The sequence below is a fragment of the Phycisphaeraceae bacterium genome (genome assembly GCA_020851465.1).
Classification (GTDB): Bacteria; Planctomycetota; Phycisphaerae; order Phycisphaerales; family Phycisphaeraceae; genus JADZCR01.
Genome location: JADZCR010000006.1, coordinates 495,921 through 514,952, shown reverse-complemented (window position 1 = coordinate 514,952; position 19,032 = coordinate 495,921). Strand labels below are relative to the sequence as shown.

Here is a 19,032-nt window from a genome sequence, read left to right as displayed (position 1 = left end):
AAGGATACCTTGGATATCGCTACATCAGCGATCTGTAATTGCTGCCCACTTTTCGCTGATATTGCAGCTTACTGGCCACAATTGCCGATTCTCTTACATGGTTCATATTGTGAGGGATTTATGAGTCAAACGACAATACCTATTCGTGATCTTCCCAAGCCAGTAGCGGGGCTATTAACACCGGCGAATCGTCCCTTGAGCCCGGAACAACAACTCGAAGCGCTGCGCCGCGTACAAGCTCAGGCAGACCAGCGAGTGAAACTCGGACTGCAACTATTCAAAGCTGCGGAAGCCCATACCAGCGCACACCGCCAACTTCTCGAAGAAGTCAAGGCGGAACAGTCAAAGTTCCGTACGGAACTCCAGGATGACGTGTCCAGAAGTTTCGAGAGTTACGATTTGGCGATGGAAAAAATTGAGGACGACTTGACAGGAAAGCTTCGCGCACTCGAAGACAAGATTGCTCGGCTTCAAGACGATTGGAAAAACGCGCAGAACAAAATCGAGGGCATGCTTGCGCGATCAGCATCGATGATTGATCAAGGCCGCTCGCTTAACGACGGCAAAGAAGCATCGCGAATTTCCGCCGTCACTACTGACCAAACAGAAGGAATTACCCAGACCACGCCCCCCACTTCCAGCGAGGAATCTGTCACGGAAATTAATCTGCAATCCACTAGCTTGCCTATCTACACTCGGGTAATTTCAAAACTCCGCGAACGAGAGGACATGCCGCCAGCTGCTTGATCCGAATGTCTGATTTGCAATTCCACTCTGACTTTAACATCGCTCAAAGCCAAAATAATAATTGCAGAAACTCAACCGAACTCGTACGTTGGTACGCTGATACCGAGTCGTGCGTTTCATCCTATCCAACTTGACAAAAATCTTGCTTTTGTTATCATTATTGATTCGACATAAACCGTACACTGCCTGTGGATCTTCCAAGGCAACCGAACTTTGGTGAACTTATGAATCGTCAGACGTTTCAAGCAAAACCCGGTCAAGTGAAGCAAAATTGGGTTGTGATTGACGCCGCGGATCAAGTCCTCGGCCGTCTGTCCGCCAAAGTCGCCATGCTCCTGATGGGTAAACACAAGCCGGAATATACGCCGCAAACAGATACGGGTGATTTCGTCGTCGTGATCAACGCTGACAAGATTCGTATACTCGGATCCAAGCCAGAACTCAAAACTTTTCAAACCTATAGCGGATATCCGGGTGGGCAGAAACGGATGACCTACAAATGGATGCTCGCCAACAAGCCGGATCTGCTCGTTGAACGTTCGATTCGCCGTATGCTTCCCAAGACGAAGTTGGGTAGCCACATGATCGGCAAACTTAAGATTTATCGTGGTGCAGAGCACCCGCACAGCTCTCAGAAACCGCAAACGGTTCAGGTTTGAGAAAGCCTTGTATGGCGGCTTCGAGTGACTACTAAACCAGCGGTAACTGACTAAGACAGAAACGATTACTGAACCAGATATTGCGATCAAAGAATTGAGAAAACAATGGCTGAAGATACGCTGACGATTCCCGTATCCGTAACACATACACCCGCACCGGTTGTAACTCGAAAGAAACCAAAAGGGCCAGATAAAGCTGGCTTTCATTGGGGAACGGGTCGTCGTAAAACGTCAGTAGCGCGTGTCCGAATCAAACCAGGTTCCGGAAAGATTCTTGTTAATAATCGCGAATTGAGCAGCTATTTTACCGAAATCCGTGATCGCAATGATGTTCTCTCTCCGTTGAAAGCGACGAAAACGGAAGCGAGTGTAGATGTGTGGGTGAACGCCGATGGCGGCGGGATCACCGGTCAAGCCGGAGCTGTGAAACTTGGTATTGCACGGGCGTTAATGAGTTTTGACGCGAGTCTCGAGCAAACTCTCCGCGACAACGATTTGCTTACCCGCGATTCACGTGAAGTCGAGCGGAAGAAATACGGCCAATCAGGCGCACGCCGTCGGTTCCAATTCTCGAAGCGATAATCTCACGCTCTTTGTGTCGTGTGGCGATGAGTCTCACGATCTTATAGCTATTACACGACTAGTAATTGTCGGCATTTCTTTTGTTGTGCGGCAGGTGAATTCAATTCGTACTTACATGATTGATTAATCCGGATCGTATCAGTCAATCCTCATCTGTTGGTTGTCGCTATACTTACGATAGAGAAAAAGTTCAATAATTCACTCATGCTTCTACTTTCCCGTCGAGCCTTTTTCTGAGACGATCACCATGAGCAACTCACATATCGATTCGGCATTAGATACTACTAATACCACTGTCACAGACGCCACTGCCTCACCGACGGAGGCATCCAAAGTCGGAGTACTCACGCAGGATCAAATTGATTTCTTTTTTTGCAATGGCTATCTGCCCTATAAGAAAATATTAACGGATAAGGAAATTGATCTATATCGCAGTCAATACGATTTGGAGTTTAAGCTCGCGGAATCTAATGGATCGTGGCGCAACCTCTCGGCAGCTGAAGGCGCTTCTCACACCGAGCAAAAACAACACAGTTTGCAGATGCTCCAGATTATCCAGATGTGTGAACGCAATATTCATTTTATGAAGCTGATCTATGACACGAGAATCCTCGATGTAGTCCAGGATCTGCTTGGGCCGAATATCATGTTGTTCCACGACCAGGCTCTTTACAAACCAGCATTCCATGGCGGAGAGGTCACTTGGCATCAAGACAATTCTTACTGGAAGTGCCGCCCTGCGAATCTGATTTCCTGCTGGTTGACGCTCGATGATGTGGTCGTTGAAAATGGAGCGATGCAGGTTATTCCTGGATCGCACCTGACTCCGGTCTGGCATACCAAGAAGAACGAAAAAGACATTCTTTTCAACATCGAAGATCAGATTGATAAGTCAAAAGCCGTAGGTGTTCCGCTGCCTGCGGGAGCCTGCATGTTCCACCACTGCCAGACCTTTCATTACACGCAGCCGAATACTACAAACCGTCAGCGGCGGGCGTTTGCAATCCATTTCATGACTCCGGGGACAATCGTCGGCACGGGAACCAAGCTCGAAGTGGGGATCAAGCATCCTATGCTACGGGCAGCATTGTGAGCGGTGACACAGTCGTTTTAAAATAAAAAGTCTACAACCCCGCGACCGGCAGAGCTTAATTGGTTTACCGTGGATTACGCACTGCAGGCAATCCGCTTGTGGTACTTTTCGGGGTTGAGCGAAGAGGGGTCGCAGGTTGAGTGATACCCGCTAGCCTGCATAGTTCCTCACGATCAATCCGTCGTATCAACGGCGGCAAGCGAACACATAATTCATTGAAATGAAAGCCCCCCTCCCGCATTTCATTAAGGGCATCCTGATTCAACCATCGGTGATAAACAATTCGATAGGCAGCAACCATTGCTCCTGTACGGTCTGCTCCATAATGGCAGTGAATGAAATAAGGCCCATGATGCGGATCATTCACCGCTTTTATGAATTGAACAAGCTCCTGTTCATCCATGGTGTATGACGACGAAGGAATCTCGATGTATCGAAGGTTTGTGCCTTTGATGAGATCCTCATCGCTTTTGACGGATCGCACGTTGATGATGGTCTTTACCCCCATTTGTTCGAGCTGTCGAAATCCCTCCTCAGTAGGCTGGCCGCCGCGATAGAGATTGTCATCCACCTTGTAAAAGTTAGGTATCCCTTCACGATGAATCGGTACAGCCCACGCGGCTCCGCCTTCATCGCTGAGCCGAGAATCCACCGCTCGCGATGATCCACATCCAACGAAAGTCGTAAATACAAGCAACAGTACGCCGGCGACGTGGAGCCGCTGAAATGAATGCGCAAGTAGTTCCATGTGAGATTTTGACCGTGATGACGTTACTGATACTCACCCGGCTCAAGGCGGGCCTGCCACTGATTCACCAAAAGCTGCGCACATTCCTAGCACTGGGCTATACGTCGAGATTTTTAACTTCAAGCGCATGGCTCTCAATGTATTTACGCCGCGGCTCGACTTCTTCTCCCATCAGGATTGAAAAGAGCTGTTCGGCCTGACTGGCAGCATCCCAAGTCACTCGCATTAAAACTCGATTTGCGGGATTCATTGTTGTATCCCATAGCTGCTCAGCATCCATCTCGCCCAGTCCCTTGAATCTTTTGATCTCAACACCTTGCTTACCCAAATCAAGGATCGTCGGGGCAATACGAGCGAGATTGGGTACTTGTGTTACTTGCACGTGCCCCTTGGTATCCTTGACTGACAGTTCAAACCGGGTTGGCATCTTCTCTCCCGCGGCGGATTGTTCCTGAACCAGCGCGTAATCATCAATGGAAAGGCCGTATTCTCCGAGGCGTGCAAAGATTCTTTCAAGCTCTTTGACCTCATGAAGTTCCTGACGAATTGCAGTCGCAGGTCTATCGTTCTGGTCCGGTTGGGGTGATGCCGCATCAGAGGCAACGTGATACAGCTTGTGCTGCTGCCTGAACTGGTCCTCCTGGGCATCGGACCAAAAATAGTGTTCACCTGTAGCTCCGTTATTTCCTCCCGCGATCTGGAGGCGAACTCGCGGCAGATGGTTTTTCCCTTCAGGATCACGACTTCGTAATGAAAGTAGATCGGTGAAGACAATGCCGCGCCGCTGCACGATTGCAACCATTTCGCCAAGCTGTTCAAGTAAATCGAGGACAGACTTCAGTTCGAAACCGGTAAGTCGTACGGTTTCTTTGTGTTCATCGTCGAAAACAATGAGCGTCGCGCCTTCGAGACCAAGCCCCCCGGCAACCTCACGCATTCGCTTTTCGTTGAGTACGTACTCTGACTTTTTCTGGCGCACCACCTGATATAGAGGTGGTTGAGCGATATACACACGGTGCTGTCGGATTAATTCCGGCATCTGACGGAAGAAAAAGGTAAGCAACAGGGTGCGAATGTGTGATCCATCGACGTCGGCGTCGGTCATGATGATGATCTTGCCGTAGCGCAGCTTTGTCAGGTCAAAATCTCCCTCACCGATACCGCAGTTGAGTGCCTGGATGATTGTGCGGATTTCCTCAAATCCAAGAATTTTGTCTAGTCGCGCCTTTTCCACGTTCAGGATTTTTCCCTTCAGTGGAAGGATGGCCTGATAGCGATGGTCGCGTCCACCTTTGGCTGATCCGCCTGCAGAATCACCTTCGACGAGATAGATTTCCGAAGCTTCCACGTCTTTACTGGTGCAGTCGTAAAGCTTGCCCGGCAACCCCCCGCCGTCGAGGGCCCCCTTACGTCGAGTCAGCTCTCTGGCTTTACGAGCAGCCTCACGTGCATGAGCTGCCATCACACCCTTCATACAGATTTTTTTTGCCTCAGTCGGATGCTCTTCGAGCCATGCTCCAAGTTTGTCCCCGACAATGGAATTGACGAATGATTCGACTTCGCTGTTACCCAGCTTCGTTTTCGTTTGACCTTCAAACTGAGGATCAGGGACTTTGACCGAGACAATCGCAGCAAGCCCTTCGCGTACGTCTTCGCCTGTGGGCGCAACATCATCCTTAATGATGTTGTTGGCACGCGCATAATTATTGAGGGTGCGAGTCAGTGCGGTTTTGAAACCTGATAAATGTGTTCCGCCTTCAAGAGTATTGATGTTGTTTGCGAAGGCGAGCAGCGTCTCGTTGTATGAGTCGTTGTATTGAATAGCCACATCACAGACGAGGCCGAACGCGGGATCGCCTTTTGAAGCATTGGATTCGACCTTGAAGTAAATCGGCTCGATGATGACACTTTTGCCTTCATTGAGTGCTCCGACGAACGCGAGAATGCCCTCTGGGAACACGTAGGTGTGCGATTTGGCGATACGTTCATCTTCAAGTGTGATTGTGAGGCCGGGGTTTAGATAAGCCAACTCACGTAAACGCCCCGCGAGTGTATCAAAGCGGAACTCCGTGTCGGGAAACACAAGTGGATCCGGCTTGAAAGTAAGCTTTGTACCACTCTTGACTGCTGCTCCGATGACGTGGAGTGGCTCTACAACCTTGCCTCGTTCAAAAGAAATCGCATGGATTTTCCCATCACGAGAAACCTCGACATCGAGCCATTCGGAAAGCGCGTTAACAACGCTGGCTCCTACGCCGTGTAGCCCACCGGAGACTTTGTAAGCATCGTGGTCAAACTTACCGCCGGCATGTAGGACGGTGAGGACGATTTCCACTGTAGGCCGGCCATTGAGCTGCGGATTTTCATGTTTATATGGCCGTACTGGAATACCTGATCCGTCGTCAGTAACGCTGAGCGACCCGTCGGCATTAATCTTGACTCCGATTACACTGCACCGCCCTGCCATATGTTCATCAATCGAGTTGTCAACGATCTCATAAACCAGATGGTGCAGTCCTCGTTGAGTCGTGTCACCAATGTACATCCCCGGCCGTTTGCGCACGGCTTCGAGACCTTCGAGAACCTTAATGCTTTCTTCGTTGTAGCCAGCCTGTTGTGTTCTGGGGGTGCTGCTGGCGGTTGGAGTGACGGCGGCAGAAGTATCTTCCATGGTGGACCCGGCCTTCCTTGGAATCGGCGAAATACGGTAAAGATCGATGAATTTCGGGTCCGTTTCGGCCCCGGATTTCTGCAAGTTATTGTAGGCGAAATGCCGTCTCGTATCTAGTCCCGTAAAACAGCCAAAGCTATTAAAAATCCCTTGTTTTAAGGGGTTTACGAGTATATTATCGCGCTTTTAGTTTACGGTGCCGGAGCCGGGGAGGTAGTGGGATTTGGCTCCGCTGGACGGCTCGCTGATGAGCCTCCCGGTACATCGGATAAGGGCACCGGTTTGCCCGATTGCGCAGCTTCAATTTTCAATCGGATACGTTCACCCAACCCTATTAACTCACGATCATTTTCTGCATCTTCCTGCGCAAGTTTGATCTGAGCTCTAGCCCAAGTTGTGATTGCTTCCTTTGAACGTCCTATCCGGTAATAGGCATCGGCTAGGTGTTCGAGAATAACCGGGTAGTCTCCGCCTGGAGCATTACGAGCACGTTCCAGTTGCTGCACTGCATCGGCAAAACGCCCCAGTTTGTAATAGACCCATCCGAGCGAGTCGAGATAAGCCGCATTGTCACGATCTTTCTCAACTGCTTTTTCGATCATGATACGGGCTTCATCGAGATGTTCTCCTCGATTAGCCCATGAGTATCCAAGCCCATTCATTGCGCGATCGTGATCTGGCTGATCTCGCAGTACTTCTTGAAGCAATACTTCGGATTTTAAATGATCGCCCATGCGATCATAGACTGTCGAGAGCTCTACCTTAAGATCATTTACCTTTTCCGGGTAGGTTCTCATCGCCTCATTTAGAAGGGCAATTGCTTCCTGAGTACGGTTTGTGCGTGCATAGAGGTTGGCCATCGCAGCCGCACGCGAGGGACTGGCTGGATTAAGTGCTATCAGCTTTTCCTCTAGTTCATAGGCTTTTTGCCGATCAGGAACCCGTTGAAGATAGTGGCCGCGAGCCACCATAAGAATGCCCCTGTCCTTTGGATTGGTAAGGACGGCCTCGTCGATCAGCTTGTTGGCTTCATCGCGTCGTTGTCCCCTTACAAGCAGGTCCGCCAGCGATGCCAGAGCTTCTGCATCACGGGGATTATCCTTCAGGAGCGAACGGAACATCTCCTCTGCCTGCGATGTATCGCCACGGGCAGCAAGTATCTCTGCGTTCATCAGACGAGCCAGACGACTGTTGGGCAAGGCTCGTGTGAGCCGCAGCATTAGTCTTTGAAATTGTTTGGTCGCATCAGGCGGAGCCTGCGGGGAGTTATAGAGAGCAAAGAGAGCCTCATAAATTGACTCAGACTGTGAATTACTGTCGAGAGCATCCAGCAGAGTGCGCTCTGCCCCGGAAATATCATTGGTTGCCTGCTGAAGTGCTGCCTTTTGTATAACAAGAGCTACATTGGTCGGAGATTTGGTAATTAAGCTCTCCACCAGAGCCAGAGCCTCTGCGTGTTTACCTGCATCTGCAAGCAGGGCTACGCGAAGAGCAACCGTATCCGAATCTTGACGATCCCCCATCGAGTCGAGAATTTCGTTGGCACGGGTTATATCGCCTCGTAATGCCAACAATCTTGCGAATTCCACTTTCGCAGCAGGAATTGCTCCGTCACCTCGACTCGCAACCTCATAGGCTGTGGCAGCTTCGTCCGCCTGGCCTGCTGCTGCCAGGGATCGTGCTTTCAGATAGCTGCACGCTGACTGGTATTTCGTATCTACATTGGTCGCATCTATTACACCTGGTAGGTGAAGGCTCCGTGGTGCGGCTTGAATCATCGAGTCGGAATATTCTCGCGCCAGGTTAGGCTGGCTGGTGATGGCTCGGGATGTCAGCCTCACTGCACGAGTCGGTCCAAGAGGATCACTCGCGGGAAGCGCCAGTGTTTCTTTGACAAGCTGTTCAAAGACAGCACGATCGCCAGGCTTGGCATCCAGGTGCGATTCGAGGAACGCTAAACCATTAGGCGTTCCAAGAATACTCGCAATAGCTAACGCGAGTTGTTGTGGCTGGCCATCTTTTTTGTAAATAGACTCCAGCTTCGATGCAAGAGGATTAGCATCAACACCGTTGGTGACGATATATCGCACAAGCTCGATCGACGCTGGAGCAGCATTACTCTGGTTGACGTAGGAGATTACCGTGTCCTGAGCGGCATCTCGCCAACCCGCGCGGAGTTGTGTATACGTCAGACGTGCGATGATCTCCGACTCAGGTTTATCTTCAATAGCAGCTAGGCTGTCTGTATAGGCCTCCATTGCCTCACGGATTTTCCCCAAGCGATTTAAGGTATCTCCTAGAGATTGAAAAGTGGACGCCCTTTGTCGTGTCAGGAAGGAAACCTCACGCCCCAAACGCGAACTACGGCCGGCAAGATTTGAATGATCCAAGGAAAAACGGTATTGCTCTGCAGCTGCGAGGTCATAGCCCGCACTATCTAAAGCACCACCTAGCGAAAAAGCGATCATTGGCCAGAGAGCTTGATCAACATCGTCAACCTTGCCAGCGACTTTCATAGCTGCGGAAAAATCCACAATCGCTTCTCCCTCTTTGCCTTGCTCCAGAGCGTAGCGGCCGAGCAAGTAGAGACTCTCTGCATCGTAGGGGTCGAGTTTGACTGCTTGTTCAAGGTAATACCCGCCACGAACTTTGTTACCAGAGTAGCTATAGATCTGCCCAAGCAGGCTCAATATTTCAGGTCGATTTGGTGCGAGTACGTCGGCGGCCTGAAGCTCACGAATAGCATCAAATGCGCGGCGGTCCAGCCATGCCTCACGGGCTTCAACGTATTTAAGTTGAGCTGCGAGGGGTGGTTCGCTCTGAGAGGCAGCAGGCTGCGTAGCTGGCTGTGTCGTCGCGAAAAGGTACTCAGGGCTCGGCAACGAAGCGATAATCGCATCGAGCGACATTCGAGCCTTAGTCAATGCCTCACCTTCGCGAGGTGCGAGTACTTTAATCTCGACACCCGGAGGCGGTGGGACATGAATGTCCAAGATCGAGCGGAGCTGTGGAGAATGAGAACCCGTAACGGGCTGCGTGGCTGTTATGCGAGATTTACAACTCTCGATCGAGGCTGTGACAGCCAGCAGGCCGATTGAAAGTGCCGCAGCGAGGGTAAACGAGAAATCACATCGCCTATCGCACAGATACTTCTGTTGTGAATCTCGCAAGACGATTCTGCCTCTCCGTTAGGGGATAACCTTCTTCAACCCATAGCTGATGATGCCGGTCGCACCGGTACGGCTAAGCCGTGGGACAAGCTCGCGTTCTACGTGTTCCTCAACAATTACCTCCAGAGCAACCCAACCCGGATCGGCCAACTCGTTGACGGTGGGTGATTTTTCCGCAGGCAGTAATTTCAAAATATCAGCCAATCTGTCGCGAGGAACATTCATTTTTAAGCCCACCTTCTCCCTCGCCGCGATTGCTCCCTTTAAAAGCAACGCCAAGTCTTCAATCTTATTCCGCTTGGTGGAGTCCTTCCATGCCTGATGATTCGCAATTAATCGCGTGGTGCTGGTCACCAGTGTGTCGATAATCCGCAGCTTATTGGCTCGGATACTCGATCCTGTTTCGGTAGAGTCAACGATTGCGTTAACCAGTCGGGCTTTTACTTCGGTTGCCCCCCATGAAAATTCGACTCGTTTGATACGGATATTGCGATCTCTGAAGTATTTCTGGGTGGTCTGGACCAGTTCCGTGGCGATGATTCCATCCTGGAGTTGTTCAGGTTTCTGCACAGGTGATTCTTCAGGTACACAGAGAACCCATCGCACCGGTTTGCTCGTGCTTTTGGAATAGGTCAATTCGCAGACCTCGTGCACATCAGAACCTGTTTCGACAACCCAATCGTGGCCTGTTATGCCGACGTCGATCACCCCATCCTCAACGTACCGACTCATTTCCTGTGAACGAAACATAATGGCCTGAAGATCGGGGTCATCGATCGTGGGGAAATAGGATCGTTCTGGAATGTGGATGTGATAGCCTGCTCGCTGGAAAAGATCGATCGTTGAATCCTGAAGACTACCTTTCGGCAACCCTATTCGGAGGAGAGATTTACTAATGCTCTGAGTCATTGGTGGTCCTGAGGATCAAGAATCAAGTAGAACGGAACCCAGCTAATAATTTAATTCCAAGCCGTTGGCTTTTTCTGCTTTTTTACTGGTTTCTGATGGAAGCAAACGGATCCTGCATCTCGAATGTGGTGCTACCGGGGAATCAATTATGATCTTGCTTTTCAACTCAGCGTTTGTTTTTTGATGATTTTTTAGTCGATTTTGGTTTCTTCGTTGATTTTGCAGGTTTAGTCGGTTTGCTTCTGATGGTCCGCCCGTCTGCCCAAGCTCGCATGCACAGGTGAACTTCAACAGCGTCATCAGCCTTCACACATCGCTCAAGAAACGCACCTATTTCCTCTACTGTGGCCGCTGGATCTACTACCCCTTCTTCTCTTAACAGATCTGCCATGTGGTCGTCTACAGGTATCGCATGACTATTACAGGCAAGCAGAGTGACCTGTGCGGCAACGTACTGAGTTATGCCTGGTAGTGAATCAAAATAGGTACGGACTTGTTTTTTGGATTTATCGGATAGGTCAACTTCGATTGCGTGTTCACGAAGATATATCTCTTGAAGTGCTTCATGCAGCCGTGCTGCTCGTTCCTCTGCTCGCGGATAGCGTTCTCCGAGTATTGCCACGATTTCATGAGGATGGCTCACACGAAGATCGTTGTTATCCACCATGACGCGCATCAATCTCGCATGTGCGTCTTTGGCTGATTTGCGAGTAGCATTCCATTCCAGATATGCGATGACCAACTGTGTCACGGCGTCATGTTGTGTATGACTCTCGGCACGGTTAGTTGACCGTATTTTCTTGAGCAAGGCTATCAGTTTTTTTACGTATGAGTTCTCGTTCTTCACGGGGTTTCCTCAATTGAGGGATCCTGGGGTGGAGACGGTTTGAGAGATTTCGACGTTGATTCCATCGGCTTGGAACGTATCTCTTCCTGCTCCATGCCGCGCCGAATGGCACTCAAAACCGCGGCTTCTTTTTTAAACGCGGTATCGAGGCGAAACTCAAGGTTGGGTAATGTTTTGAGAGCCACTTGATCGCGCACCAACTTATAGATGTGGCCAACCGCATGACGGATTCCATGCAGGGTTGTCTGTTGTACGGTGTCAGGCATCACCGTGATATAAACAATCGCGTTGTGAAAGTCCGGGCTCACATCCACATGGGTTACGCTGACCATACCGGTCACTCGCGGGTCGGATAGCCTCTGCGTGAGAACCTGGCTAACAGCACGCTTCAGCGTGGACTCAACTTGTTGTTTGCGGAAACTCATGATGATTCAAAGCAGGCGCATCAACGGTTTGGCTTTTGACCTGTCAAAATCTCCTGTGCATGGTCCGTCAAAATACATTCCTGGTGGCGGCGGAGCTGATTGACAATTCCATCCAGCACACTCTGGCAATGCTTCACATCGTTGGATGCCATTGTGATACCGAGAATTGCCACATTGTGATCGTCGAGAGCGTCCACTTCCGCAACTGAAACCTGGTGATCATGATGCAACTTATCCTTAACACTACGAACAACACGACGTTTATCTTTAAGTGACGTTGCGTCGTCGATCATCAACTCAACCTGAAGAATACCCACAATCATCGGTTCCCTTGTGTGAAGGCAGAGATCCAAGAACCGCTGTCGTGTTTCTATTCGAGTTTCCGTGCGAAAGTCTTAGTGTTGTAGCAGGCGAGTCGATCACCGGGTTTAATGTCATCGAATCCCTGAAGCTTGATGCCACATTCCAAGCCAGCCCTGACTTCGCGTAAGTCATCTTTGATGCGGCGTAAGCTGTCGATATTTCGATCTTCCGTAACAACAATGCCGTCTCGGATGACGCGTATTTTCGAATTACGCTGAATCGTGCCTTCGGTGACCAGGCAGCCAGCCACCGTGCCGACCTTACTGATGCGGAAGACTTCTCGTACCTCAGCAGCACCAACTTCTTCCTCTCGCTTCTCCGGTTCCAGCAATCCTTCGAGGGCCTTCTTCAATTCGTCTGTCAGCTCATAGATAATTCGATAGAGCCGGATATCCACGCCACGGGCTTCCGCAATCTCCCGCACCGCGGGCGGAGCGACGACATGGAATCCAATAATGACTGCATCTGACGCATCTGCCAGAAGAACGTCGCTTTCCGTGATACCTCCGACCGCAGCATGAATAACTTTTACAGCCACTTCCTGATTACCGATTTCATTGACGCTCTTTTTGAGAACGTCAATCGACCCCTGCACGTCAGCTTTGAGCACGACTCGCAGTTCCTTGGTACTGCCTTGCGTCATCTGAGACGCAAAATTATCAAGCGTGACCTTAGTCTGGCTGGCGAGCTGTTTATTCCGCTCTGCCTCACGGCAATGCGTAGCGATTTCTTCTGCTTCACCCAGTGTGTTGGTGACATAGAACTTGTCACCAGCATCTGGAATCATGTCGATGCCTGAAAGCTCCAGAGGTGTCGCAGGACCTGCATCAATAATTGCTTTGCCGTATTCATCAGTCATGTCGCGTACACGGCCAAAGGCGCGACCAATCACGATGAAATTACCAAGGCTCATTCGCCCCTGCTCAACCAGGACGCGGGCTACAGGACCGCGACCTGGCTGCATCTGCGCTTCGATCACTGTGCCACGTGCCGTCCCGCCGTAGTCCGCTTGCAGTTCGAGCAGTGCGGCCTGATAGTCCAGAACTTCTAGCAAATCATTGATGCCGGTTCCCTGTGTCGCACTGACACGCAGCACTTCAGTATTGCCACCCCACTCGGTTGGGTTCAGTCCATGTTCCGCCAACTGCCCGAATATTTTGCGAATGTTGGCTTCTGTGGCTTCGGTCTTGTCGATTTTGTTCAGCACAACGATGATCGGGACCTCTGCTGCCTTGGCGTGGTTGATCGATTCAATCGTTTGTGGCATCACTCCATCATCAGCAGCGACTACCAAAACCACCAGATCCGTCATCTTGGCTCCGCGAGCGCGCATGCTCGTAAATGCCTGGTGGCCTGGAGTATCCAGAAATACTACCGTCTTCTTTTTCCCGTCGGAACCATCAATGGTCACACGGTAGGCACCGACGTGCTGCGTAATTCCACCCGCTTCGTGAGCGGCAACGTCAGCCTTGCGGATGCGATCCAACAAACTTGTTTTTCCATGGTCAACATGACCGAGCACGGTCACCACTGGAGGACGCGGACGAACATCGATAGGTACCCGGTCTTCAAATTGCTTGACGACTACCTGTTCAGCAGTCTGCTGCTCCTGCACCACGAGATCAATGTCGTATTCGAGTGCGACTTCCATGGCAGCCTCAGCACCTATTGCTGAATTAAGCGTCGCCATGATTCCCTTTTTTGTAAAAAGGTACTTGATGATGTCAGTGGCCTTAACACCGATCACGCTGGAGAGCGACTTGATGGTGATAGGTTCAGCAATCTGAACCGGCCCGCCAGTGGTACTGGGAGATGGCGTAGTTGTTCCAGTGGTGGCCTGATGCTTCTTAAGATCACGACGTCGCTGCTTAAGAAAACCTGATGCATGATTGAGGCGGCTATCGAGCTCCGCCAAATCCTGTTCCGTAAACTTGGTTGGTCCAACAGGTAAAGCCTCTGCCGATCGACCGCGTCTCGTGCTTAGCGAACGGCGTTTAGCTGGTGCTTTGCCTTCGTCACCGCCAGCCGATGATGGGCCGGCACCTGCACCACGACCGCGGGCAGGACCGCGAGACCGTGAAATCCCGGTATCTTCGCCTCCGATGTTTGAGCGAGCCGCAGGCGAGATCGGACCGCCTGATCCCGGCGCACGGCGGGGGCGTGGAGGTTCAAGGTTTTCGGGTTTCTCAACACGGATCAGCTTCGGCCCTTTAAGCACTGCTTGTGTTGGTTTATTGGCAATGCCGACAGGACGAACAAATTGAGGGCGTGTAGGAACATTCGGCTGGCCTGCAGGACGAATATCCGGGCGTGGCGCAGCAGGTGCTGCGGGCGGAGGAGGCGGTACTACGACAGCAGGCGAGGGCTTCGCTTCGGGAGCAGGTGGCTTGGGAGGTGCGGCAGGCGGCGGGGCAGCTTCTTTTACCTCAGATTCAACGGGTTCAGGCGAAGGTGTGGGTTCAACTTTCCGTGATGGCGTGGGACGTGCGAGTTTGGGTGTAACAGTAGTCGCTACGACGGAAGGCTTGGCGTCTTCCTCGACTGAAACTTTAGTTGATGCCTTTTTCCTAGCTCGCGGAGACTTCGCTTTTGCAGGGTCAATTTTCTCTGCTTCCTCGACTGCAGTAGCTGTAGCTGTAGCTGTTGCAGTCTCGTCAGTGCCTGCCGTCGCACCGACACTACGAAACCACTGGAGGATCGTCTGCTCCAGGCCAAACTTCACCGTGGAGTTGTGCGTCTTGAGGTCAGAGATTCCCTCTGCCACGCATTTGGCAATGATCGCCTTGCTATCGACGCCAAGCTCCTTGGCGATATCGTGAACCTTTTTCTGCTTAGCCAAAACCTGCTCCTTCGTACATCAAGCCTCGTCCTCGTTACGCCAATCTCCATAGACTCCGACAGATCGACCTGTGAACAAAGAACTACTGCCTCTGCTCTTGAGCACTGTTGGCAGCACTGTCATCCGCAGAGATATCGTTCTTTTGCTGCCGCGCTTCGAGCATCGCGACGATGCTTGAATCATCATCATTGCCACCCGTAGAAGTCGTACCTTGAGTCGGTGTCTGTCCGTCTGACGAAGCACCACCTGACGCCTCACCGCTTGGAGCCTCACCCAGCACCGCAGCGGCCTGTTGTTCACCAGGCATTGCCGCAACCGCAGCAGCAGCTTCCTTCTTCCTCCGTTCGGCTTCTTCCTTCTCCTTCGCCTGCTCCTCGGCTACTACTTTCGCTTTATCGCCAGCGATCTTGACCATCTCTGCCGCTTGCTCGGCAGTAACCTGAAGTTGTTCAACCAGATAATCCGCACCGACTTCTTCGACATCGAATACGCTGATAACACCCAGTGCCGCAAGCCGGTCCGCATGCTCTTCAGTGATCTCAGGAACCAGCTTGAGCGTAGCCTCCATCGTGTCGAGCCCCTTACTGAACTCAGCGGGCGTGAGAATATCAACATCCCATTGTGTCAGACGGGCTGCCAACCGAACGTTCTGCCCTCGTTTACCGATTGCCAAACTGAGTTGATCTTCATTAACTACAACGGTGGCACGACCCAGTTCGAAGCACAGTGATATTTCAACAACCTCAGCCGGCTTGAGTGCATTCTGGATAAGAATTTGCGAGGACTCGTTCCATCTCACGATGTCAATCTTTTCGCCGCCAAGCTCATCAACGATATTTTTGATCCGGCTGCCACGAACACCAACGCAGGCTCCGACGGCATCTACTTTTGAATCGATAGAGGAGACCGCGATCTTTGTTCGGTGTCCCGGCTCGCGTGCCATGGCCTTGATTTCAATAATGCGTTCCGCAACCTCTGGAACCTCAACTTCAAACAATCGCTTGATGAACTCCGGTTGTGCCCGGCTAAGAACGATTTTTACCTGATTTCCCGCATCACGAACGTCCAGGATCAGGCATCGCACTCGCTCGCCCGGCTGATGTTGTTCTCCGGGGATCTGCTCACTGCGTGGCATAAAGCCCTCGGCCCGTCCCAGCGAAACCACCAGTGCCCCCCCCTCATATCGCTGAGCCATGCCGGTGGTCAGTTCGCCTACACGGTCGATAAACTCGTTGTAGATGCTCGACCTTTCATCCTCACGGAACCGCTGGATCATCACCTGTTTAGCAGTCTGCGCTGGGATGCGACCAAGCGACTCCAGCGAAATCTCTTCCTGACCTCGGAAAATTCGAATCTTGCCGCTGATACGATCAAGTTCACAAGTAAACTCCTCCGTATCGACAGCATTGAAGTGTTTGCGGGCGGCAGAAACCATTGCCTGCTCAATGTCTTTGTAGAGCGACTCTTTGTCCACGTTGCGGTCACGGGAAATCGAATCAATGAGGCGGAGTAGTTCAGAGGTATTCATCTTGATATTCCTTCTCTATTAAATTGTCGGGCTTACCACGGATGATGTCCGTGTTTACCCAAGCCAGGTTGTCCAGATTTATCAGACATTTGAAACTGTGAGATCCTGTGTGTTGCTCACCTAAAAACAATGGCCACGATCCGCTCTTTGAAGCGCTCGTGGCCCGAGGTCTTGGCGAAGCAGTGATGCGTAACCACATCACTGCATTGCCGACAAAATGCACTTACGTGCACTAGGCCATGGATGCCCCCTCCTTCTTCGCGAGACGGGCAAACTGCATGCGTGCCTTGCGGCAACGCCTCGCAGCCTTATGCATGCTAACTCGGTGCTGGGTCGTTAAACGCCCCATCACCTTGCTCGCAGGCTCGTTTCGGGCTGTGCAGGCATGAGCATCATCCAAACCTCGGTACCTCACCCACCATCGAAGCCCCATGCCTCGAATCGGATGAAGTGTAGTCCTAAAGTTTACGTAGGTCAGAAAATGTGTCAAGTTTCGATAGATGCAGACCATAACTCCAACATTACGACTGTTCCCAGCTACCTACTTGGAATACGACTTCAAGGATTTTCGTGCTGTTACGTCATCTGACAAGGTTGTTTACGGTCGCCACTGAACGTAGAGCTTTGCTTTAGAGGCATCAAAGGTCAACAGGCAATCACGTAAAATCCCCATACCAATCCTCCCTACCGGTAGGCCATCGTACTCTAATATACGAGGCGTCCACTCCACGTTCGCGGATGTGTTAATCAACTCCATTCCAAAAATTCGTAATGAGCGTGCAATTGTTGTGACGTTGTTCACAGGACCGGTCGCACCCCAAGACTGAGTGTGACGATTATTCTTCATATTCAGAAATCCTGACCAGCGTTCAACCGTCGCCCCTGGCAGCATCAGTGTCGCCGATGCCCCGGTATCGAGAATCAGCCACATTGCATAACCCTCAACTTCAGCACGTACTGCAGGCAGACCTTCAATAAGGTGAAGTTCTTCAACACTGGAATAGCTTGGAGTCGCAACATCTCCCGCGTTACGAATTTGAAGTGTCTGACCTTTAAAGTCGAGTGAGAATACTCGATTGCCGAGCGTATCAAATCCTAGTAGCCCACCAACTGTCATATTTCTTGACCCAAAGTTTCCGACTTCAATTTCAGAGGCAATGCGAGTACCAAAATCCAGATTTCCTGCCACGAGTGAGTCAATTCGACGTCGATTAACTACTTTCCTCGCGCCGATACCCTGTACGAAACTCTGCCCCATGTAGGGCAGATGCAGACGGTTTGCCATCAAAGAAGTCACGCCGGTGTTATTACTGCCGGTATCGATCAGGAAGTAGCCTGCGTCTTGTCCGTTTACGGCAGCTCTCAGGAAATAGACGGAATTGCTGGGGACGATGGATAATGTGAATGCTGTTGTATTCTCGTTCTGAACGTAGATGTGAGGTTGAGGTGGAGTTGAGGGGTTACTTCGACAACACGTCAGGTAGCTCAACCCGGCACTCAAGAAAAAGGATATGGCAACACGTCTGTAGGACTGCGTAATTTGGAATATGCCAATATTTCCAACAAAGTTCATAAAAGCTTACTTCCGCAATCCAGCAATATATTCCTGACGTTTTCGCATGTTTTCGATTTCGACTTCTGGCGTCGTTGCGACGGGGCCATTCAATGCCAGGCTTCGTTCCCACGGACTCAGGCCAGGTTTTGATGACTCAACAGTGCGAAGCCATTCCTGCCGGAATGCTTCTGCATGTAATGCGATGCGGGGCGTGCGGTGATTCGCAGCATTTTCATTGCCGGAATGAAAAATCAGATGATGCATGAAGCACACATCGCCAGCCTTACCCACAAACTCAACAGGAGCGGGGCTTGGCAGATCCATCATGCCGTTATTAAAATGAATCAGAGGTTGATCAATGATCGTTTTCTGCACAATCTTGTGAGTACCGGGATAAAGCGTGAGGTTTCCGCCATATTTTTCGTTATCCGCCATTAGTACCTGAAACGTGAAGCCTCGATATAAAATCGGTACGCATTGTCCTGGAAAATCAATATGTCCCTGCGGAGACAGCGACTGTTTAGCGTTGGGATTGAACGGAGTGAAGAACAGGTAGTAATTTTTCATCCGATCCCAATGGCCATGCCCTCCGAACATTTCTTCAATTGCTTCACAAAGCAATGGTTCTTCGAAGACACGTTCGAAGACTTCATCAGGCTCATTACCGCCTTCAAAATATGGAGTGTAAAGACGCGGGAATGGGCCATACTCCCACTGATTAAGAGGGAGGTCTGTTTTAAGTAACTGGCGCACTCTCGCAACACCAGCTTCGCAGAATGATCGGCTCACCAAACCAGATACATGCGCGAACCCATATTTCACATAGTGTTCAGTCCATGCAAGGGTGGAATCAACAACGGCTGCCATGAATCAACCTCCATGCCACCAGTGTAGTC

At 50.9% G+C, this 19,032-nt stretch carries 15 protein-coding genes; 4 read left to right on the top strand and 11 right to left on the bottom strand.

Annotated elements, in window-relative coordinates; genetic code table 11:
• Positions 1–9 precede the first annotated feature (9 nt).
• The 4 genes from IT444_08700 to IT444_08685 all read left to right on the top strand — a co-directional run bounded on the left by IT444_08700 (position 10) and on the right by IT444_08685 (position 3,081).
• Positions 10–747 carry a hypothetical protein gene (locus IT444_08700; protein MCC7192845.1) on the top strand — a complete coding sequence of 246 codons (738 nt, stop codon included), beginning with the start codon at positions 10–12 and terminating at the stop codon, positions 745–747.
• Between the two features lie 224 nt (positions 748–971).
• Positions 972–1,406, top strand: coding sequence for a 50S ribosomal protein L13 (gene rplM / locus IT444_08695; protein ID MCC7192844.1), 435 nt, complete (start codon positions 972–974; stop codon positions 1,404–1,406).
• A gap of 105 nt (positions 1,407–1,511) precedes the next feature.
• On the top strand, positions 1,512–1,988 hold the full coding sequence (rpsI, locus tag IT444_08690) for a 30S ribosomal protein S9 (GenBank protein MCC7192843.1): 477 nt from the start codon (positions 1,512–1,514) through the stop codon (positions 1,986–1,988).
• Between the two features lie 247 nt (positions 1,989–2,235).
• The gene (locus tag IT444_08685; GenBank protein MCC7192842.1) at positions 2,236–3,081 is read left to right on the top strand and encodes a phytanoyl-CoA dioxygenase family protein; all 846 of its coding nucleotides are present in this window, start codon (positions 2,236–2,238) and stop codon (positions 3,079–3,081) included.
• Positions 3,082–3,145: 64 nt separating this feature from the next.
• Here IT444_08685 and IT444_08680 read toward each other — a convergent pair whose 3' ends face one another.
• The 11 genes from IT444_08680 to IT444_08630 all read right to left on the bottom strand — a co-directional run bounded on the left by IT444_08680 (position 3,146) and on the right by IT444_08630 (position 19,003).
• Positions 3,146–3,829 carry a dual specificity protein phosphatase family protein gene (locus IT444_08680; GenBank protein MCC7192841.1) on the bottom strand — a complete coding sequence of 228 codons (684 nt, stop codon included), beginning with the start codon at positions 3,827–3,829 and terminating at the stop codon, positions 3,146–3,148.
• A 97-nt stretch (positions 3,830–3,926) separates the two neighbouring features.
• Positions 3,927–6,500: a DNA topoisomerase (ATP-hydrolyzing) subunit B gene (gene gyrB / locus IT444_08675; GenBank protein MCC7192840.1), complete on the bottom strand. Its 2,574-nt coding sequence runs from the start codon at positions 6,498–6,500 to the stop codon at positions 3,927–3,929.
• Between the two features lie 191 nt (positions 6,501–6,691).
• The gene (locus IT444_08670) at positions 6,692–9,424 is read right to left on the bottom strand and encodes a tetratricopeptide repeat protein (GenBank protein ID MCC7192839.1); all 2,733 of its coding nucleotides are present in this window, start codon (positions 9,422–9,424) and stop codon (positions 6,692–6,694) included.
• Positions 9,425–9,688: 264 nt separating this feature from the next.
• On the bottom strand, positions 9,689–10,579 hold the full coding sequence (locus IT444_08665; protein MCC7192838.1) for an ATP phosphoribosyltransferase: 891 nt from the start codon (positions 10,577–10,579) through the stop codon (positions 9,689–9,691).
• A gap of 166 nt (positions 10,580–10,745) precedes the next feature.
• A complete protein-coding gene (locus tag IT444_08660) occupies positions 10,746–11,426 on the bottom strand; it encodes a hypothetical protein (protein MCC7192837.1) in 681 nt (226 codons plus the stop codon).
• Positions 11,423–11,851, bottom strand: coding sequence for a 30S ribosome-binding factor RbfA (gene rbfA, locus IT444_08655; protein MCC7192836.1), 429 nt, complete (start codon positions 11,849–11,851; stop codon positions 11,423–11,425). Before rbfA ends, IT444_08660 begins: the two co-directional genes overlap by 4 nt.
• Before the next feature lie 20 nt (positions 11,852–11,871).
• Positions 11,872–12,168 carry a DUF503 domain-containing protein gene (locus IT444_08650; GenBank protein MCC7192835.1) on the bottom strand — a complete coding sequence of 99 codons (297 nt, stop codon included), beginning with the start codon at positions 12,166–12,168 and terminating at the stop codon, positions 11,872–11,874.
• A 53-nt stretch (positions 12,169–12,221) separates the two neighbouring features.
• Positions 12,222–15,053 (bottom strand): translation initiation factor IF-2, encoded by a 2,832-nt coding sequence (gene infB / locus IT444_08645; GenBank protein ID MCC7192834.1) that lies wholly within the window; start codon positions 15,051–15,053, stop codon positions 12,222–12,224.
• An 82-nt stretch (positions 15,054–15,135) separates the two neighbouring features.
• Positions 15,136–16,581, bottom strand: a complete 1,446-nt coding sequence (gene nusA, locus IT444_08640; protein MCC7192833.1) for a transcription termination factor NusA — start codon at positions 16,579–16,581, stop codon at positions 15,136–15,138.
• 598 nt (positions 16,582–17,179) lie between these two features.
• Positions 17,180–18,154 carry an aspartyl protease family protein gene (locus IT444_08635; protein MCC7192832.1) on the bottom strand — a complete coding sequence of 325 codons (975 nt, stop codon included), beginning with the start codon at positions 18,152–18,154 and terminating at the stop codon, positions 17,180–17,182.
• Positions 18,155–18,160: 6 nt separating this feature from the next.
• The gene (locus IT444_08630; protein MCC7192831.1) at positions 18,161–19,003 is read right to left on the bottom strand and encodes a phytanoyl-CoA dioxygenase family protein; all 843 of its coding nucleotides are present in this window, start codon (positions 19,001–19,003) and stop codon (positions 18,161–18,163) included.
• Positions 19,004–19,032: the final 29 nt, after the last annotated feature.

Excerpts from the sequence above, each read along its gene's own strand:
- nusA (MCC7192833.1), bottom strand. The coding sequence starts at position 16,581 with ATGAATACCTCTGAACTACTCCGCCTCATTGATTCGATTTCCCGTGAC.
- gyrB (MCC7192840.1), bottom strand. The coding sequence starts at position 6,500 with ATGGAAGATACTTCTGCCGCCGTCACTCCAACCGCCAGCAGCACCCCC.
- IT444_08680 (MCC7192841.1), bottom strand. The coding sequence starts at position 3,829 with ATGGAACTACTTGCGCATTCATTTCAGCGGCTCCACGTCGCCGGCGTA.
- rpsI (MCC7192843.1), top strand. The coding sequence starts at position 1,512 with ATGGCTGAAGATACGCTGACGATTCCCGTATCCGTAACACATACACCC.
- rplM (MCC7192844.1), top strand. The coding sequence starts at position 972 with ATGAATCGTCAGACGTTTCAAGCAAAACCCGGTCAAGTGAAGCAAAAT.
- rbfA (MCC7192836.1), bottom strand. The coding sequence starts at position 11,851 with ATGAGTTTCCGCAAACAACAAGTTGAGTCCACGCTGAAGCGTGCTGTT.
- IT444_08685 (MCC7192842.1), top strand. The coding sequence starts at position 2,236 with ATGAGCAACTCACATATCGATTCGGCATTAGATACTACTAATACCACT.
- IT444_08665 (MCC7192838.1), bottom strand. The coding sequence starts at position 10,579 with ATGACTCAGAGCATTAGTAAATCTCTCCTCCGAATAGGGTTGCCGAAA.
- IT444_08630 (MCC7192831.1), bottom strand. The coding sequence starts at position 19,003 with ATGGCAGCCGTTGTTGATTCCACCCTTGCATGGACTGAACACTATGTG.
- IT444_08635 (MCC7192832.1), bottom strand. The coding sequence starts at position 18,154 with ATGAACTTTGTTGGAAATATTGGCATATTCCAAATTACGCAGTCCTAC.